General features: G+C 45.1%; 15 protein-coding genes. 10 read left to right on the forward strand and 5 right to left on the reverse strand.

The annotated features are described in order from the left end of the window. Positions 1–643: 643 nt before the first annotated feature. The gene (locus Q9R36_RS05425) at positions 644–898 is read right to left on the reverse strand and encodes a DUF2624 domain-containing protein (RefSeq protein ID WP_022544200.1); all 255 of its coding nucleotides are present in this window, start codon (positions 896–898) and stop codon (positions 644–646) included. A gap of 170 nt (positions 899–1,068) precedes the next feature. Between Q9R36_RS05425 and Q9R36_RS05430 the strand changes: the two genes are divergently transcribed. Genes Q9R36_RS05430 through zur form a run of 3 tightly spaced genes read left to right on the forward strand, consistent with a single transcriptional unit; the run spans position 1,069 to position 3,196 of the window. Further along, entirely contained in the window at positions 1,069–1,866 is a 798-nt protein-coding gene (locus tag Q9R36_RS05430; RefSeq protein WP_224951523.1) for a metal ABC transporter ATP-binding protein, read from the forward strand. Then, on the forward strand, positions 1,863–2,726 hold the full coding sequence (locus tag Q9R36_RS05435; RefSeq protein WP_101550318.1) for a metal ABC transporter permease: 864 nt from the start codon (positions 1,863–1,865) through the stop codon (positions 2,724–2,726). The genes Q9R36_RS05430 and Q9R36_RS05435 overlap by 4 nt, the downstream gene beginning before the upstream one ends. Before the next feature lie 56 nt (positions 2,727–2,782). Then, positions 2,783–3,196, forward strand: coding sequence for a zinc uptake transcriptional repressor Zur (gene zur / locus Q9R36_RS05440; protein ID WP_022544199.1), 414 nt, complete (start codon positions 2,783–2,785; stop codon positions 3,194–3,196). 39 nt (positions 3,197–3,235) lie between these two features. Here zur and Q9R36_RS05445 read toward each other — a convergent pair whose 3' ends face one another. After that, the gene (locus Q9R36_RS05445) at positions 3,236–3,805 is read right to left on the reverse strand and encodes a hypothetical protein (RefSeq protein WP_224951521.1); all 570 of its coding nucleotides are present in this window, start codon (positions 3,803–3,805) and stop codon (positions 3,236–3,238) included. Positions 3,806–3,971: 166 nt separating this feature from the next. Here Q9R36_RS05445 and Q9R36_RS05450 point away from each other — a divergent pair, with 166 nt between their 5' ends. Further along, the gene (locus Q9R36_RS05450) at positions 3,972–4,403 is read left to right on the forward strand and encodes a DUF308 domain-containing protein (protein ID WP_094767047.1); all 432 of its coding nucleotides are present in this window, start codon (positions 3,972–3,974) and stop codon (positions 4,401–4,403) included. A 76-nt stretch (positions 4,404–4,479) separates the two neighbouring features. On the opposite strand, the gene ispG is transcribed toward Q9R36_RS05450, so the two are convergent. Further along, the gene (gene ispG / locus Q9R36_RS05455) at positions 4,480–5,595 is read right to left on the reverse strand and encodes a flavodoxin-dependent (E)-4-hydroxy-3-methylbut-2-enyl-diphosphate synthase (protein WP_022544197.1); all 1,116 of its coding nucleotides are present in this window, start codon (positions 5,593–5,595) and stop codon (positions 4,480–4,482) included. A 150-nt stretch (positions 5,596–5,745) separates the two neighbouring features. Next, positions 5,746–6,084 carry a hypothetical protein gene (locus tag Q9R36_RS05460; protein ID WP_009794867.1) on the reverse strand — a complete coding sequence of 113 codons (339 nt, stop codon included), beginning with the start codon at positions 6,082–6,084 and terminating at the stop codon, positions 5,746–5,748. 171 nt (positions 6,085–6,255) lie between these two features. On the opposite strand from Q9R36_RS05460, the gene Q9R36_RS05465 reads away from it, so the two are divergent. Then, complete coding sequence (locus Q9R36_RS05465; protein WP_009794868.1) at positions 6,256–8,016, forward strand: methyl-accepting chemotaxis protein; 1,761 nt, start codon at positions 6,256–6,258, stop codon at positions 8,014–8,016. A 91-nt stretch (positions 8,017–8,107) separates the two neighbouring features. On the opposite strand, the gene Q9R36_RS05470 is transcribed toward Q9R36_RS05465, so the two are convergent. Continuing rightward, positions 8,108–8,881, reverse strand: coding sequence for a DUF1189 domain-containing protein (locus Q9R36_RS05470; protein ID WP_101550312.1), 774 nt, complete (start codon positions 8,879–8,881; stop codon positions 8,108–8,110). A gap of 225 nt (positions 8,882–9,106) precedes the next feature. On the opposite strand from Q9R36_RS05470, the gene Q9R36_RS05475 reads away from it, so the two are divergent. From Q9R36_RS05475 to Q9R36_RS05495, 5 genes are all read left to right on the forward strand, one after another. After that, positions 9,107–10,741 carry a Na/Pi cotransporter family protein gene (locus Q9R36_RS05475; RefSeq protein WP_009794871.1) on the forward strand — a complete coding sequence of 545 codons (1,635 nt, stop codon included), beginning with the start codon at positions 9,107–9,109 and terminating at the stop codon, positions 10,739–10,741. Between the two features lie 83 nt (positions 10,742–10,824). Further along, complete coding sequence (locus Q9R36_RS05480) at positions 10,825–11,307, forward strand: DUF456 domain-containing protein (protein ID WP_009794872.1); 483 nt, start codon at positions 10,825–10,827, stop codon at positions 11,305–11,307. A 184-nt stretch (positions 11,308–11,491) separates the two neighbouring features. Beyond that, a complete protein-coding gene (locus Q9R36_RS05485; protein ID WP_009794873.1) occupies positions 11,492–12,100 on the forward strand; it encodes a superoxide dismutase in 609 nt (202 codons plus the stop codon). A 129-nt stretch (positions 12,101–12,229) separates the two neighbouring features. After that, positions 12,230–13,447: an MFS transporter gene (locus tag Q9R36_RS05490; protein ID WP_101550310.1), complete on the forward strand. Its 1,218-nt coding sequence runs from the start codon at positions 12,230–12,232 to the stop codon at positions 13,445–13,447. Between the two features lie 146 nt (positions 13,448–13,593). Continuing rightward, positions 13,594–15,762 carry a peptidoglycan D,D-transpeptidase FtsI family protein gene (locus Q9R36_RS05495; RefSeq protein ID WP_035403010.1) on the forward strand — a complete coding sequence of 723 codons (2,169 nt, stop codon included), beginning with the start codon at positions 13,594–13,596 and terminating at the stop codon, positions 15,760–15,762. The last annotated feature ends 301 nt before the right edge of the window (positions 15,763–16,063 follow it).

A 16,063-nucleotide genomic window follows, 5' to 3' on the forward strand; every position in this document is an offset into this window, starting at 1 on the left:
ATGAGAGAGGCTTCAGGCTAAAGAGGTAATCATTCCCTGCCGATTAGGTGTTAAGCAGAAAAGAATTACAATAACCCTGTTGATTGCAGTGGAAGGCACGTAGACTCCAGCGGGATTGCAGCGAAAAAGTTGAGACCCCGCAGCGCGGAGCGTGAGGAGGCTCAACTTCGCCCCGCGGAAAGCGAAGTGCCTGCAACGGAAATCAACAGCCCATACTAACATCTATGGTTCTTTATATTGGGTATAGGCTGCAGACTAAACTGAAGTTTTGAGTATACGTTCCTCTGATGAGCAAAGCTTTTCCGCATTTCTATTTGTCCAGCAAGGTAAAGAACACCTTCTATTCCTAAGCGCCTTATGCTTGTCGGGGCTGAACAAGGCTTTTCCGCATTTCAATTTGTCCAGCTCCAGCGGCTAGAGACTCGAGTCATAAGCCACCAGAGAATTAAAGGCAAAGAACGCCTTTTATTCTCTGGCGTCTTATGCTTGTCGTCTCTGGGCAAGCCGCCTCCGCATTTTAATTTGTCCAGCTCCAAAGCCTAGCCCCTCGAGTCATAAGCCACTTGGGAATTGAAGGCAAAGAACGCCTTCTATTCCCAAGCGTCTTATGCTTGTCGGGGCTGAGCAAGGCTTTTCCGCATTTCTATTTCGTAAATTGCATAAACAGCTTGTTTACTTCCCTTGCTGTGTCGGGTCCGGCAATTTTGGCAATTTCCTTAATGATCTTGGAGCGTTCTGAATCCTGGAAGATATTTACCTGTTTACCTCTTAAGTAATTGGCAATCTGCTTTGCCTGTGTCTGATTTATGGATATTTGGAATTGCTTAGCGTATTTTAAAAGCTCTTCAGTCGTTATCGTGCTGACTTTATGATTGATGATGTTTTCGAATATTTTCATTTTCTCCCACCTCCTCTGTACCATATGTACAATAGCCCGGAAATGTTACTGAAAATTGCCTCCAGAATAAAATTAAACCATTCAGCCCGGTTCTCTTTACTTTAGGGAAAAGTTCCGTTATACTACTTAAGTTAAATCGGAATCATTCTTATATTAAAAAGGTGATAAAAATGAAAGACCAAACTCCCATAATTGAGATATCAAATCTCACTTATAGATATGAAAAAGAAAATGTGCTGGAAAATATAAATTTAACTGTACCTGAAGGGGCATTCCTTGGGATAGTAGGACCGAATGGTTCAGGAAAATCCACTCTCCTAAAAATGGTCCTGGGGCTTCTTAAGCCGCAGAAAGGTGACATTTTTCTGTTTGGACAGCCAATCGGAAAATTCAGGGACCAATCAAAAATCGGCTTTGTTTCCCAAAAGGCGAACTCCTTCAATACCGGATTTCCTGCGACTGTTTTTGAGGTGGTTTCAAGCGGCCTTACGAAAAAGCTTGGCCTGTTCCGTTTTGCCGGCAGGCAGGAGCGGGAAAAAGTTGCGGAAGCGATCGAATCAGTCGGCTTAACTGCTTTTTCCGGACGCAATATAGGGGAGCTATCCGGAGGGCAGCAGCAGCGGGTCTTCATTGCGAGAGCGCTTGTCAGCAGCCCAAAACTGATGATCCTTGATGAACCGACTGTCGGGGTTGATGCACAGAATGTGCAGTCATTTTATCAGATGCTTGAGGATTTAAATAAAAAACTGGGCATTACGCTTGTTCTTGTCACGCATGACATTGGTACGATAACCGATAAGGTTTCGCATGTAGCCTGCCTGAATAAGCATCTTCATTTTCATGGAAGGACAGAAGAATTTGAAGAATTCGATCGGAATGAGGTTTCTGAGTTTTACGGTCACGGGCTTCACGTCCTTCATCATGACGATCACCATCACCATCATCACCATGAAGGAGGGACATTATGATCTCCGCAATCCTTCAGTATGAATTTTTGCAGAATGCTTTTTTGACCGGCATTATTATCGGCATCATTGCCCCGATTCTGGGTGTATTCATTGTTGTCCGCAGGCTGTCGCTGATAGCCGATGCCCTGAGCCATGTTACACTTGCAGGGATTGCTGCCAGCCTCCTCCTGGAAAAGAAACTTATGCTATCCGGCGGCCTGAACCCGATGTATATGGGAATGGCATTTTCAGTTGCAGGCTCACTTTTTATTGAAAAGCTGAGAGCTGTTTATAAGCATTATCAGGAGCTTGCGATACCGATCATTCTTTCAGGAGGCATCGGGATCGGAGTGATCTTCATTTCTCTGGCGGACGGCTTCAATACAGATCTGTTCAGCTACCTGTTTGGAAGTGTAAGTGCGGTCAGCAGGACAGATCTGTGGTTAATTTTAATCATTAGCGCTGTTGTGGCAATTCTTATAGTATTATTATATAAAGAGCTATTTTTGCTTTCCTTTGATGAAGAGCATGCAAAGGCATCCGGGATTGCCGCAAAAAGTGTCCATTTCATTTTTATCGTAATGGTTGCCCTGGTCATTGCGGCCTCCATGAGAATTGTCGGGATTTTGCTTGTTTCGTCCCTGATGACACTCCCGGTAGCTGCCAGCATCCGCATTGCGAAAGGATTTAAGCAAACCATTCTTTTCTCGGTGATTTTTGGTGAAATCTCAGTCCTTGGGGGACTGTCGGTTTCATATTACCTGGATCTCGCTCCAGGAGGGACGATTGTAATGATTGCCGTCCTAATTCTTGTGTTGACCATTTTAATAAAATCCCTGCTCCTGAAACTTGCAGCCGGTTCTGAAAAAGCAGGGGCATAGGAAGGGCCAAGAACAGCTGCCGGGAGAAGGCAGCGCGATTTAAAGAGGTGATTGCAATGAATGTGGAAGAAGCCTTGATTCTTTTAAAAGAAAAAGGATATAAACATACAGGGAAGCGTGAGGAAATGCTGCAGTTCTTTTCTGACAGCAATAAATACCTGACTGCCAAAGATGTACTTGATAAATTGAAGGACGATTATCCCGGGTTAAGCTTTGACACTATATACCGGAACCTTTCTTTGTTTGTGGATTTGGGGATTTTTGAAATGACCGAGCTGTCCGGAGAGAAACATTTCCGTTTTACATGCTCGCACCATCACCATCACCATCACTTTATCTGCCTTGATTGCGGCAAAACAAAGGAGATTGATACTTGCCCAATGAATGGGCTTCAGGAGAACCTGAAGGGATACGATGTTTCCGGCCATAAATTCGAGATTTATGGCCGCTGCCCGGATTGTGTTCATTAATAAATGAAAAACCGGCCTGGGGGCCGGTTTTTTCGTTTTTTATTTTTCAGCTTTCAGCCACTTTTCAACTGCTGCCTTCGCCTCAAACCAGCCTTTCACCCTTATAACCCCTTCAGGGATCGGGTCGCGATTATAAGGTGTATCAAAAAGGATGACGGGTATGCCGCATTCTTCATGGATCGCAACTGCATTATCATGCTTGTCTTCAAAGAATATATCCACTTTGTGCTTTTTTGCAGTACTGATTTTATCATGAGAGCCGATCAATTCTACATGATGGAAATGAAGCTCGTTTTCAAGAAACCATTCTTCGGTCAATTTCTGAAGGGTAGAGCCGCGTGCACTGATAAAGTACAGCTCATGCTTTGATTCCCATTCTTTCAGGACCTGTTTTGCTCCTGAAGCCAGCGGGGAGTTGGCATAAATCTTTGGTTCATTATCAAGGAACCATTTTGCAAATTCTTCTTCGCTTATGTCAACCAGAGGATTTAAGTCATACTCTTTTACATCCTCCAGGGTCAGGTTTAATTGAAACGCTTCATTCAAATAGGGGATGATCGAGGAAGGGCAGGTCACTGTCCCATCGATATCAATGCCAAATCTTTTCATATGTTTTTTCTCCTTATATGGATGTCTCATACCATCTTAACAGAACTAGTGCCCGCCAAAAAGGATTGCAGGAGAAATGCCTGTTTTTTTATCCATACATTAGCATCGTAAAACAGGGGGAAAGAGCAGATAATAAATAATGCCCCTATAGAAGGGGGCAGCTAATTTGCCATTACTAACAAATCAGGCTTCTGAAAGCGGAGGGATTATATTGGCAGATCAAGAACGCTCTCAGCAAGAACAAGACCTTCGTCACAGCGAAGAGCTTGGCGAAAATAATGAATATGGATCAAGGAATTATACAGAAGAAACAGCCGCTGAAATCGCAGCACCTGTTTCGCTGGGAAGAGACAGCAGCGGGGAGGACTACCGCGGGGAAGAAAATGCCGGGATGGACCTTTCTGGCGGTATGATGGGGTATGGAGCTTTAGCGCTTTCGATTCTTTCACTGTTTGTCCTGCCAATTCTGTTTGGCGCTGCCGGCATCATTCTCGGCTTCATAGCGCGCAGAAGAGGGGCGCGCACAACCGGGGCCTGGGCAATCGGCATCGGTGCCGTCTCCATTATCATCGGAATCTTTATCCTTCCGTTCTTTTAGGCGGAAAAGGGAAAAAAGACCGGCTCACAATTGAGCCGGTCTTTTATTTGCTTCAGCTGAAGGGGCGGCAAGCCGCTTAATCATTCATTTGAAGCTGCTTTTCAGCTTCTTGTTTAGCATAGTATTCTTCAGCGATTTTATCGATCTCGATTTTTAATTCTTCGACCATTGTATCTTCAGGGACTTTGCGGACTATTTTCCCTTTACGGAACAATAGGCCTTCCCCGCGGGCGCCGGCGATACCGATATCTGCTTCACGGGCTTCTCCAGGGCCGTTTACAGCACAGCCTAGCACAGCTACTTTTATAGGTGCTTTGATCTTCTGGATATATTCTTCCACTTCATTGGCAATGCTGATCAAATCGATCTCGATCCGGCCGCAGGTCGGGCAGGAAATGAGTGTAGCAGCATTGGATGAAAGTCCGAATGACTTCAAAAGTTCCCTGGCGACTTTTACTTCCTCGACAGGGTCGGCACTCAAGGAAATCCTTAAAGTATTTCCGATGCCTTTGCTTAATATGGCACCAAGGCCCGCGGCGCTTTTCACCGTGCCGGCAAACAAGGTCCCTGATTCTGTAATTCCAAGGTGAAGCGGGTAATCAAACGCCATGGCTGCTTTTTCATAAGCCTCGATGGCCAGGTTGACGTCAGAAGCCTTCATGGAAACTATGATGTCATGGAAATCAAGGTCTTCAAGGATTTTAATATGATGCAGGGCGCTTTCCACCATACCGTCGGCAGTCGGATAGCCGTATTTCTCGATGATCCGCTTTTCCAGTGAACCGGCATTAACACCGATCCGGATCGGGATCCCTTTTTCCTTTGCAGCTTTAACAACTGCTTCCACTTTTTCACGGCGGCCGATATTACCAGGATTAATCCTGATTTTGTCAGCTCCGCCCTCGATAGCCTTAAGAGCCAGTTTATAATCAAAATGGATATCCACTACAAGAGGGATATTGATCCTTTTCTTTATTTCAGCGATCGCATTTGCCGCTCTTTCGTCAGGGCACGCCACCCGGACCACTTGGCATCCTGCTTCTTCAAGCCGTTTAATTTCAGCAACAGTAGCTTCCACATCATGCGTCTTAGTGGTCGTCATGCTTTGGATTACAAGTTCATTATTGCCGCCGATGGTCAGGTTGCCTACTTTGACCGGGCGGGTTTTGGTACGATGTATAATTTCACTCAATGGTGATTCGCTCCTTTAAATATGGAATTGGAACAATATAAAATGAATTTTCAGCAGCGCATTGCAAAGTCCTGCCGCTGTCAAACTATATCCTATTGTATCAATGAACCTGCTGAATTGACAAGAATGATGGTTCTGGCATTTATCTTTTCAATTGCTAGTTTTTGCGTAATCCGGAAATTTATAAATTTTGCCTGCCTGAATCTTCCCGGCCTTCACTCCGCTGTTAAGCTTTTCAAAATCTGCTGCTACCCGGGAGATAGAAACGGGAACTGAGCTGTCCAGATGCCTCTCGACGATTGTCAGGACAGTCTCCCCGGGAACTGCTTTTTGTTCAAAATAGGCCAAAGCATCCTCATCCGGCTCCACAATGGAAGAGGCTTCAAGGGCAGGGGCCTGGTCAGGGGCAGGAAGGGTCCCGCGGCTCAGATCATAAAATATAATATATATGGCAAGAACAGCAATCAGCAGCGCAGCAAACCGTTTCATTGGGCACAGCCTCCGATCCGCAGTATTTTTATACTGAATGTATGCCTGTACATCCAAGGATAGAACAAGCTATGCATACGAAAAATGATTTAGGAAAATATTACTGCTTTTTTACAAAAGCTTAACAATCCCTCTCTATAATTGAAGGTATTAGAGGGGGAGAGATGTATTTTGGCAAAAACATCACAGTATTTCATCAAACTTAAAAAGGCTGGCAAACGTTTTGCCAGGCCATTGCAGAGTATGAAGTTAAGAATAACCGGGAAAAATCTCATGGCAAGGATGCCGCTGCAATTCAGGCTTCTGTTCCTGACTTTGGGGCTGCTTGTTGCGGCCATTTCAGCAGTTGCCTATATCTCATATGAAAAGTCAAAAGATACAGCGGTAGAGCTTATGGAGCAAAGGCTGGAAAGAGAAACAAAAACTTTTTACCAGCTTGCACAGAACTTGATGTTCATTTACGTGGGAAAAGAAGATGAGTTCAGCAAAAAGGTAAACCAGGTGCTGAAGGGACAGGAAGCGGAGCTGGCAAAAGATGGGCTGCACGGTGAATATTTTCTTATTTCGGGAGGAAAGGCGGAAGCTTTTGATGTCAGTAAAAAATCTTCATTGAAGTTTCCGGAGAAGCTTTTGGCCGGCATCCAGGAAACAAAAACCGGGATTGCCCATGAAAATTTGAATGGAAAGGAATATACCCTTTCCTATCACAATGTCCAGGAGCTTAATGGGGTATTTTTAATAGCCATCCCGCAAGAGCAATACCTGCACAATGTTTATGACATGGCTACATACATACTTATTGCAGCGATTGCCAGTATAGCGGCTGCTGCCCTCCTCATCTTGCTGCTGGTCCGAAGCATTACAGGCCCGCTTAATACGTTAAGAGATATTATGAAGCAGGCCAGGAAGGGTAACCTTGACTTAAAAGCAGAATCACGAACCACAATCCCGGAGATTACATCTCTGATAAAAAGTTTTCATAGCATGATGAGCCAGATGAGGGAGCTGATCATCCGCATTTCGGATACATCCAGGGATTTGACATGGACAGGTGCTGATCTGCAGGAAATTTCCGGCCTGGTTCTGGAAGAGCAGGAACACCTTAATGAAGCCATCCGCATGGTAAGGGCCGGGGCAGAAGAAACCGCAGGAAGTTCAGAGAAAAGCATTCAGCTTTTTCAGGAAATGAAAAATTCAATCGAAAGCATCTCTCAGATGATGGGAAGTATGACTGCCAGCGCAAGCTCAATGAATACATCCGCATCAGAAGGTGAAGAAAGCATCAAGGATCTTGTTCATACCGTGAGAAACTATGAGAAGGAGTTTAAAGCAGTTTCTGCCTCTGTACAGGAGGTAAGGGATTATTCAGATAAGATCGCACAAGTGGTCACGCTGATTCAGGATATTGCCGGGCAGACAAAGCTTCTTGCCCTGAATGCGGCCATAGAGGCAGCAAGGGCAGGGGAATCAGGAAAAGGCTTCGCGGTTGTGGCTGATGAAGTAAGGAAGCTGGCAGAGCAGTCTTCAAAAGCTGCTGAAAATATAACAGGAACTATAGCAGAGATGGAGAGTATTTCTGCTAAAGCTTCAGATGGCTTCCAGGAGATGCAGGAAAACTTTGAGATTCATCTGGAGGCAGCGGAGAAAAGCAGGAACACATTTGATGTACTCATGCGGGAAATTTCATCAGTAAGCATGATGATTAAAGAGTCCGAGAAGGGACTGGCCGTCCTGAATGGGATAGTGCCTGAAGCCGAGGCTGCAGCAGAAGGATTTGCCTCCGTAAGCCAGGAAACACTTGCAAGTGCAGAACAAATGATTTCAGCTTCCAATGAGCAGGCAGCCAAGACTAAAAGAAGCCATGATGCGGGTGAGAGCCTTATCTCCCTTTCCGGGTCGCTTGCGGAAACCATATCATTGTTTAAATATTAATGAATGAAAAAAGGCGGCCCGAATGGTCCGCCTTTTTCATATGCAAATTGGAAGGGTAATCCGGCTGAGAATACAGCTTGATTACTGACGCTTATTGCTTGCTTTTTGGCATAGGCACTTCCTTTATTGCCAGCATCAGGATGATGATGGACACAAACCAGTTGATCATGAAGCCGCTTGGCACATTTGTCTGCAAAGCGCCCATGACCGCAAAGAAGACAGTCGGCAGCGTGACGCTGTATGCGGCCATCCGCCATAAGTGCCTGTATTGCAGGCGGCGGCCGGCAATGCTGCGGAGAAGGAGGCCGATCAGCGCCAGTACGGAAACCTCAATGAATTTAACCGCGGTGCTGAACAGGTAAATGACTAAAGCCATAATAATGATGAAAATGACCAGGACTGAATCAATGGAATCCAGGAAGGATACTGCGTCTTCCTTCGTCAAAGTCAGATCGCCTGCCATTGAATAAGAATACGTTTGCACCTGCCCGCCTGCAACAAACATAAATTCATCTTTTAGCATAGCGAGGGCCATATTGGAATCGGCCAGCTCTTCTTTATTGGCGGTGCCTGTTGAGTCAAATACAATGGTAAAGCTGTTTTTATTGATGATGATCGGAGCTTTTTGATCGGAATTCAGTTCCCCGTTCTCAATCGTAAAGTCAGGGATATCCTCTGCCAGGCTCTCACGGGCAGCATCTGCTCCTGACATGATGGCCGTGCTGAAATAATAGATGGTTGGCAGGACAGACAGGAGGGTAAGGAGGAAAACATAGAGAATTGTCTTCCCGATTCCCTGAAAACGGAAGGCTGCTATATCCCTTGGGGAATAAAGACTTTTAAAAAACTGTTTAAATACATTCATTTTGACACACCCTTAAAAAGATTCACCATTTATTTTAGCCGCAGAGCCCTATATGTACAAGTATGATCCATAAACAGATTTGTAACACAACTGTAACATTAGGCTTAAATGTTAAGGTATTGTAAATTTGGCTGAAGGAATCTTTACTTTTTATTTACCCATCATACATAATGATGTGGGGTTTGTAGATTAATGTCGAATCTAAAAAGTTATAGGGGTTGAAAAATGGTGGAACTAAACATCCAGCAAATGCTTTTTGAATTTTTGGGCGGCCTTGGTATTTTCTTATACGGTATTAAATTCATGGGCGACGGCCTTCAAAAGTCGGCCGGTGATAAACTTAGGGATATATTGGACAAGTTTACTACCAATCCGGTCATGGGTGTTCTCGCGGGGATCATTGTCACGATCCTTATCCAGAGCAGCTCTGCTACAACAGTCATCACCGTCGGTCTTGTCAGTGCCGGCTTCATGACCCTGCGCCAGGCAATTGGCGTCATCATGGGTGCAAATATCGGAACGACGGTAACGGCGTTCATCATTGGTATTGATGTTGGGGAATATGCACTTCCAATCATAGCATTGGGCTCGATCATGCTATTCTTCTTTAAAAATAAAAAAGTACATAATGCCGGCCAGATCGTTTTTGGATTCGGGGCATTATTTTATGGACTTGAACTGATGAGCGGGGGAATGAAACCGCTCAGGGGGCTTGAGGCATTCCACGATCTAACAGTCAATATGAGCTCCAACCCGATCCTTGGTGTAGTGGTCGGTACATTGTTCACGGTCATCGTCCAAAGCTCGAGTGCGACAATCGGGATTCTGCAGGGCTTATTCTCTGAGAATCTGATCAATCTTGATGCAGCTCTGCCAGTCCTCTTCGGGGATAATATCGGTACAACCATTACTGCCGTGCTGGCAGCCATTGGGGCCTCTGTCGCAGCGAGGAGAGCGGCAGCTGTACACGTCCTTTTCAATCTGATCGGGACAACCATATTCCTGATACTGCTTCATCCGTTCAATCTGCTGATTTCAGCTTTACAGGATAAGCTTAGTCTCAATCCGGAAATGACAATTGCGTTTGCACACGGGATCTTCAATGCGTCCAACACATTGATTCAGCTTCCATTTGTAGCGGCGCTTGCCTTCATAGTCACAAAGCTGATTCCGGGCGAAGATTCAGTTGTTGACTATAAAGCGAAGCATCTTGATCCGGTGTTTATAGAACAGTCTCCTTCAATTGCCCTTGGCCAGGCGAAAGAAGAAGTGCTCAGGATGGGATCGTTTGCGGTTAAAGGCCTTGAAGAAACAAACCTGTTCTTAAAGACAAAGCTGAAAAAGCATTCAGACAGTACCTATCAGCTTGAAGAAGCTATCAATAATCTTGACCGCAAGATTACAGATTATCTGATTAATCTATCAACAAGCTCACTTTCTGAAAATGAGTCTGAAGAACATACAGTCCTGATGGATACAGTAAGGGACATCGAGCGGATCGGCGACCACTTTGAAAACATCATTGAACTGATTGAATATCAGCAGGCCAATAAAGTGAAAATCACTGAATCGGCGATGAATGACCTTGAAGATATGTTCGCTTTGACGATTTCAACGGTAAAGGAATCCCTCGAATCGCTTGACCATAATGATAAGGAAGCTGCAAGGCATGTTGTCAAAAAAGAAGAGGAAATTGACAAGATGGAAAGAAAGCTGAGGAAGCAGCATATCATCAGGATGAATGAAGGGACATGCACCGGACAGGCGGGAATTGTTTATGTGGACATTATCAGCAATCTGGAGCGTATCGGTGATCATGCTGTGAACATTGCAGAGGCTGTTTTAGGAGAAGACAATTAGTGTATAGTAAGCAAGAGGGAAACCTCTTGCTTTTTCCTTTTTCAGAGTGGATAGAAAAATAAAAAGTCGAAGGTGCTGGTCTAATGGAATATGTATACTGGACGATTATCATTATTTTATTTGCGATTGCTTTTATTGGCCTCTTTCTGCCCATCATCCCAAGCGTCCTTTTCATCATCGGAGGATTTGTTGTTTATGGGCTGTCCTATTCTTTTGAGCCCTTCGGGTGGCTGTTCTGGCTCGTCCAGGGGATGTTTGTCCTTCTTCTGTTCGGAGCCGATTATGCGGCCAATATGATTGGCATCAAGAAATACGGAGGTTCAAAGGCGGGAATCTGGGGAAGCACGATCGGCATCCTGGCCGGCCCTTTTGTCATCCCGGTTTTAGGGATACTGATCGGCCCCTTCATCGGCGCCATCGCCGCTGAAATGATTGTCCATAGGAAGGGCATCAGGGAAGCTGCAAAAATCGGGATGGGATCGGTTGTCGGCTTTGTCAGCAGCATTGCGGCAAAGGGTTTCATTCAGACAGTCATGATTGTGTACTTCCTGTTTCTCGTTTTATGACCGCTGCATGCATAAAAGGGAGAAGAGAGGGTATTGTATATCTGTCAGGCAAAGCATTTTGTTTGAAAGGATTACCCAAGTTTGGTAATCTAACATTAAAGACTTTTAGAACGATTCTATTTTCTGAAAAATGGAATAGATGCCGTTCGGAAGCTAAATAATGATACATAGGGAGGAATTTATTATGGCATTTGAATTACCGCAATTACCTTATGCTTACGATGCGCTGGAGCCAAACATTGACAAAGAAACAATGAACATCCACCACACGAAGCACCATAACACATATGTAACTAACCTTAACAATGCATTGGAAGGCAATGAAGAGCTTCTTTCAAAAACAGTTGAGGAAGTCGTTTCGAATCTTGATGCTGTTCCTGAATCAGTCCGCACAGCAGTAAGAAACAATGGCGGAGGGCATGCCAACCACTCTTTATTCTGGCAGATCCTTTCTCCAAATGGCGGCGGCGAGCCGACTGGCGAGCTTCAAGACGCCATCAGCAGCAAATTCGGCAACTTCGAAAGCTTCAAAGAAGAGTTCGCAAAAGCTGCAACTACACGCTTTGGTTCTGGCTGGGCTTGGCTCGTAGTCAACAACGGCGAGCTTGAAGTAACTAGCACTCCAAACCAGGACTCTCCATTGATGGAAGGCAAAACGCCTATCCTTGGCCTTGATGTTTGGGAGCATGCATACTACCTCAAGTATCAAAACCGCCGTCCGGAATATATCAATAACTTCTTTAATGCAGTTAACTGGGAAGAAGTGTCCAAGCGCTACAGCTCAGCAAAATAATCTTTCCATCCAGGATAGGCAGCAGATTCGTCTGCTGCCTTTTTGCATGCAATCAAAGCGTTCAGGGATGAATAAGCAAGTCCCCATTGTAGAAGACTACCCTTAGAAACAAAGGGGAGTTTTTATAAAATGAGCAAATTGAATAAGCTGATCGGAAATATTGAGCTGAATAAAGACCTGACCCTGCTGCTATTAATCGGGGGGCTTTATTCTTTGAGTGTTGCTCTTTCAAACACTTTTGTAAATATTTATTTATGGAAGCAATCAGGGGAATTCAAGGATCTGGGATTGTATAATTTATCGATTGTCGTCATTCAGCCGCTTACCTTTATACTTGCAGGAAGATGGGCAAAGAAGATTGACAGGGTCATTGTCCTGAGGATCGGCGTCATATGCCTGGCTCTGTTTTATTTGACTGTCCTGATCATCGGCACAAAGGCATCCCAATTCCTGCTGCTCCTTGGAGCGCTGCTTGGAATGGGATATGGTTTCTATTGGCTGGCGTTTAATGTGCTTACCTTTGAAATTACTGAGCCGGATACGCGGGATTTTTTCAACGGATTTCTTGGGATCCTTTCTTCAGTCGGAGGGATGATTGGACCCATTTCAGCAGGCTTCATCATTTCCAGGCTGGAAAAATTCACAGGCTATTCGATTGTTTTTGGACTTTCTCTAGTCCTGTTCTCACTTGCTGTCTTTTTAAGCTTTTTTCTGAAGCGCCGTCCTGCAGAAGGGGGCTATTGGTTTGTCCGCATCTTTAAAGAAAGAAATAATAACCCCAACTGGAAGCTTGTCACCAATGCACATTTTTTTCAGGGGCTTCGTGAGGGGACCTTCGTGTTTGTCATCTCTGTCTTCGTTTTTATATCGACAGGCAGTGAAATGGCTCTCGGGACATTCGGGCTGATCAATTCGGGCATTGCCTTTGTAGCGTATTATCTTGCATCAAGGCTCATAAAAAAGAAATACCGCAAAAAATCGATCCTGGCTGGCGGACTGATTCTATATGCCAGCATCTTTTTTATCATCATTGATGTTACGTACGCAAGGCTGCTCATGTATGCGGCTTCGATTGCCATTGCTTATCCCCTGCTGCTTGTTCCCTATGTTTCCATGACCTATGATGTTATCGGAACAGGCTGGCGAGCAGCTGAGATGAGGATTGAGTATATTGTCGTCAGGGAAGTATTTCTGAATATGGGCAGGGTTGTATCCATTCTCTGCTTCCTCGGTGCAGTAACTTTTTTCAGCGAGGAAAAGAGTATTCCCATTCTGTTGCTGTTCGTGGGGGCAGGCCATTCAGTGATTTACTTCTTCTATCGTAAAATTCAAATCAAGCCTGCATAGGAGGGGGAGGGAGCCTGCCCTCCTCTTTTTGTGTGCCGAAAGCTAATTATTTCCTGTTAAAACCAGCAGGCTGTTTATAGAAATATTTTCTACTTTCTTTTACAATATAAGAAGACAATTCATGAGGAAAGAAGTGTGCTGCTGTTTTGAATAAAAAGAGAAAAAAGAAGAACCATGTGCCTATGAGGCTGAACATGCTGTTCTTTGCTGTATTTTTGCTGTTTTCCATGCTGATCCTTCGCCTTGGCGTTGTTCAGATTGTGTATGGGGATGACTACAAAAGGGAAATTGAGAGGACGGAGGACGTGACTGTCAATAACCCTGTTCCGCGGGGCAAGATGTTTGACAGCACTGGCAAGGTAATTGTGGACAATACGCCGCAGAATGCCATCACTTACACAAATAAAGGCGCAAGCCAGGAGGAAATGCTTAAGGTAGCGGAAAATCTGGCCAGCCTGATTCAGAAGGATACAGAAAAAGTCCAGGAGAGGGATAAGAAAGATTACTGGATCATAAAGAACCAGGAAAAGGCAGATGCAAAAGTAACACAAAAAGAGCTTGATGCCTTAAAGGAAAAATATGAAGATGATAAAGAGTTCAATAAAAAAGTATATGATTTGAAACTGGATCGCATCACAGAGGAAGAGCTGAGTTCCCTCACAGATAAAGATTTAGAAATTCTGGCGATCTACAGGGATTTCACAAGCGGATATGCATTGACTCCGCAAATTGTGAAAAATAAAGATGTCACCAATGAAGAATTTGCAGTTGTCAGTGAAAATCTTCAATTCCTTCCAGGCGTGGACACGACAACTGACTGGGAAAGATATTATGCTTTTGGCAGCACGCTGCAATCGGTGCTGGGAAGGATCTCAAAATCAGATGAAGGCCTGCCTGCGGAAAAGGTGGATTATTACCTGGCACGAGATTACAGCCGCAATGACAGGGTCGGGAAAAGCTATATCGAATTGCAATATGAGGATGTCCTTCATGGCCAGAAAGCAAAGGTTAAAAATATAACCGATAAAGGCGGAAGCCTTCTGAAGACTGAGACGATCAGCGAAGGGCAAAGGGGCAAGGACCTGGTCCTGAGCATCGATATGGAACTTCAGAAGGAAGTGGAAAAGATCCTTGAGGAAGAGCTCAGGGCCGCCAAGCGTTCCCCTGGAACCGCACTTCTAGACAGGGCATATACCGTCCTGATGGATCCGATGACCGGGGAAATCCTGACGATGGCCGGCAAGAAAATCGTTGACGGCGAGATGCAGGATGATGCCCTGGGAAATATTACGACGACCTATAATGTCGGATCAGCTGTAAAGGGTGCCACCATCCTTACGGGCTATAAAGAAGGGGTCATCCAGCCGGGGTCAGTCATCTTCGACGGGCCTCTGCGAATCAAAGGCACTCCAATAAAAAAATCATGGAAGAACTTTGGGCCGCTAGATGATATCAATGCGCTGAAATATTCCTCCAACGTCTATATGTTCCAGACAGCCATAAGGATCGGGGACGGTGTCTATAAGCCGGACAGGCCGCTACCGCTCAATGAGGAAGGGTTTGATACAATCCGGGATTCCTTCGCGCAATTTGGCCTTGGGGTCAGGACAGGAATCGACCTGCCGAATGAGCAGACCGGATTCAAGGGGATGAGCGACAAGCCCGGTTTTATGCTTGACCTTGCAATTGGGCAGTATGACACCTATTCCAATATGCAGCTTGCCCAATATGTTTCCACTATCGCCAACGGCGGCAACCGGATGGAGCCCCATATTGTCAAAGAAATCCGTGAGCCTCTGATGGACAACAGTGAACTCGGGCCGATTCTTGAGGAAATCAAGCCGAAGGTCTTGAACAGGCTTGATGTAGAAGAAAACTGGATTGAACGCGTCCAGGAAGGCTTCAGGAGGGTTATGCAGGAGCCGGGCGGCACAGCTTACGGAAGCTTTGGCGGAAAAGGGAAAACTTATAAGCCGGCAGGGAAAACGGGGACTGCGGAGGCCTTCTACGATGGACCAAGAAGAGAGGATTTCGGCAAGGAGCCGCCTGAAACCATGAACCTGAGCCTTGTAAGCTATGCACCTTCAGATAATCCTGAGGTAGCCATGGCTGTTCTAGTCCCATGGGCCTACCAGGGAAGCGTCGATCATGGAGCCAACAAAAAAATCGGCGAGCGTGTGCTGGATGCCTATTTCGATCTGAAGAAGAAGCGTGCCGAAGAAAATAAAGATAAAGAAGAAGCAGTCCAAAAAGTGGAGAATATTGAAGATGTAAAAGAAGGCCAGGAAGCTGAACGTGAGGAAGCTGGACTGTAATAAGCAAGGCACGCAGACTCATCATAAAATGCATGCGCATTTTTCTCCTGCGCGGGCAGTTTGAAGAAGCAGATTCAACGTCCTGCAGGAGGCAGCAGAGTTTTTGAGACCCCGCGGAAAGCGAAGTGCCTGGAACATAAATCAGCAGCTATATAAATCTTTCATTATAAGTATAAGCCTGTCTCCTCCGGGGACAGGCTTTTCTATGTTCAAATTTATCTTCATTCCCTCAAATCCGACATTTTAATACAAAAGGAGACCTCATTTACAAAAGCTTTACATTTAGTTAAAACCAGATTAA

Origin of the sequence: Bacillus sp. AG4(2022) (assembly GCF_031844465.1) — a bacterium.
Classification (GTDB): Bacteria; Bacillota; Bacilli; order Bacillales; family Cytobacillaceae; genus Bacillus_AB; species Bacillus_AB infantis.

What these genes read in the sequence shown, in the direction of transcription:
- Q9R36_RS05425 (WP_022544200.1), bottom strand. Translation starts at nt 898, where the DNA reads ATGAAAATATTCGAAAACATCATCAATCATAAAGTCAGCACGATAACG.
- Q9R36_RS05430 (WP_224951523.1), top strand. Translation starts at nt 1,069, where the DNA reads ATGAAAGACCAAACTCCCATAATTGAGATATCAAATCTCACTTATAGA.
- Q9R36_RS05435 (WP_101550318.1), top strand. Translation starts at nt 1,863, where the DNA reads ATGATCTCCGCAATCCTTCAGTATGAATTTTTGCAGAATGCTTTTTTG.
- zur (WP_022544199.1), top strand. Translation starts at nt 2,783, where the DNA reads ATGAATGTGGAAGAAGCCTTGATTCTTTTAAAAGAAAAAGGATATAAA.
- Q9R36_RS05445 (WP_224951521.1), bottom strand. Translation starts at nt 3,805, where the DNA reads ATGAAAAGATTTGGCATTGATATCGATGGGACAGTGACCTGCCCTTCC.
- Q9R36_RS05460 (WP_009794867.1), bottom strand. Translation starts at nt 6,084, where the DNA reads ATGAAACGGTTTGCTGCGCTGCTGATTGCTGTTCTTGCCATATATATT.
- Q9R36_RS05470 (WP_101550312.1), bottom strand. Translation starts at nt 8,881, where the DNA reads ATGAATGTATTTAAACAGTTTTTTAAAAGTCTTTATTCCCCAAGGGAT.
- Q9R36_RS05475 (WP_009794871.1), top strand. Translation starts at nt 9,107, where the DNA reads ATGGTGGAACTAAACATCCAGCAAATGCTTTTTGAATTTTTGGGCGGC.
- Q9R36_RS05480 (WP_009794872.1), top strand. Translation starts at nt 10,825, where the DNA reads ATGGAATATGTATACTGGACGATTATCATTATTTTATTTGCGATTGCT.
- Q9R36_RS05485 (WP_009794873.1), top strand. Translation starts at nt 11,492, where the DNA reads ATGGCATTTGAATTACCGCAATTACCTTATGCTTACGATGCGCTGGAG.
- Q9R36_RS05490 (WP_101550310.1), top strand. Translation starts at nt 12,230, where the DNA reads ATGAGCAAATTGAATAAGCTGATCGGAAATATTGAGCTGAATAAAGAC.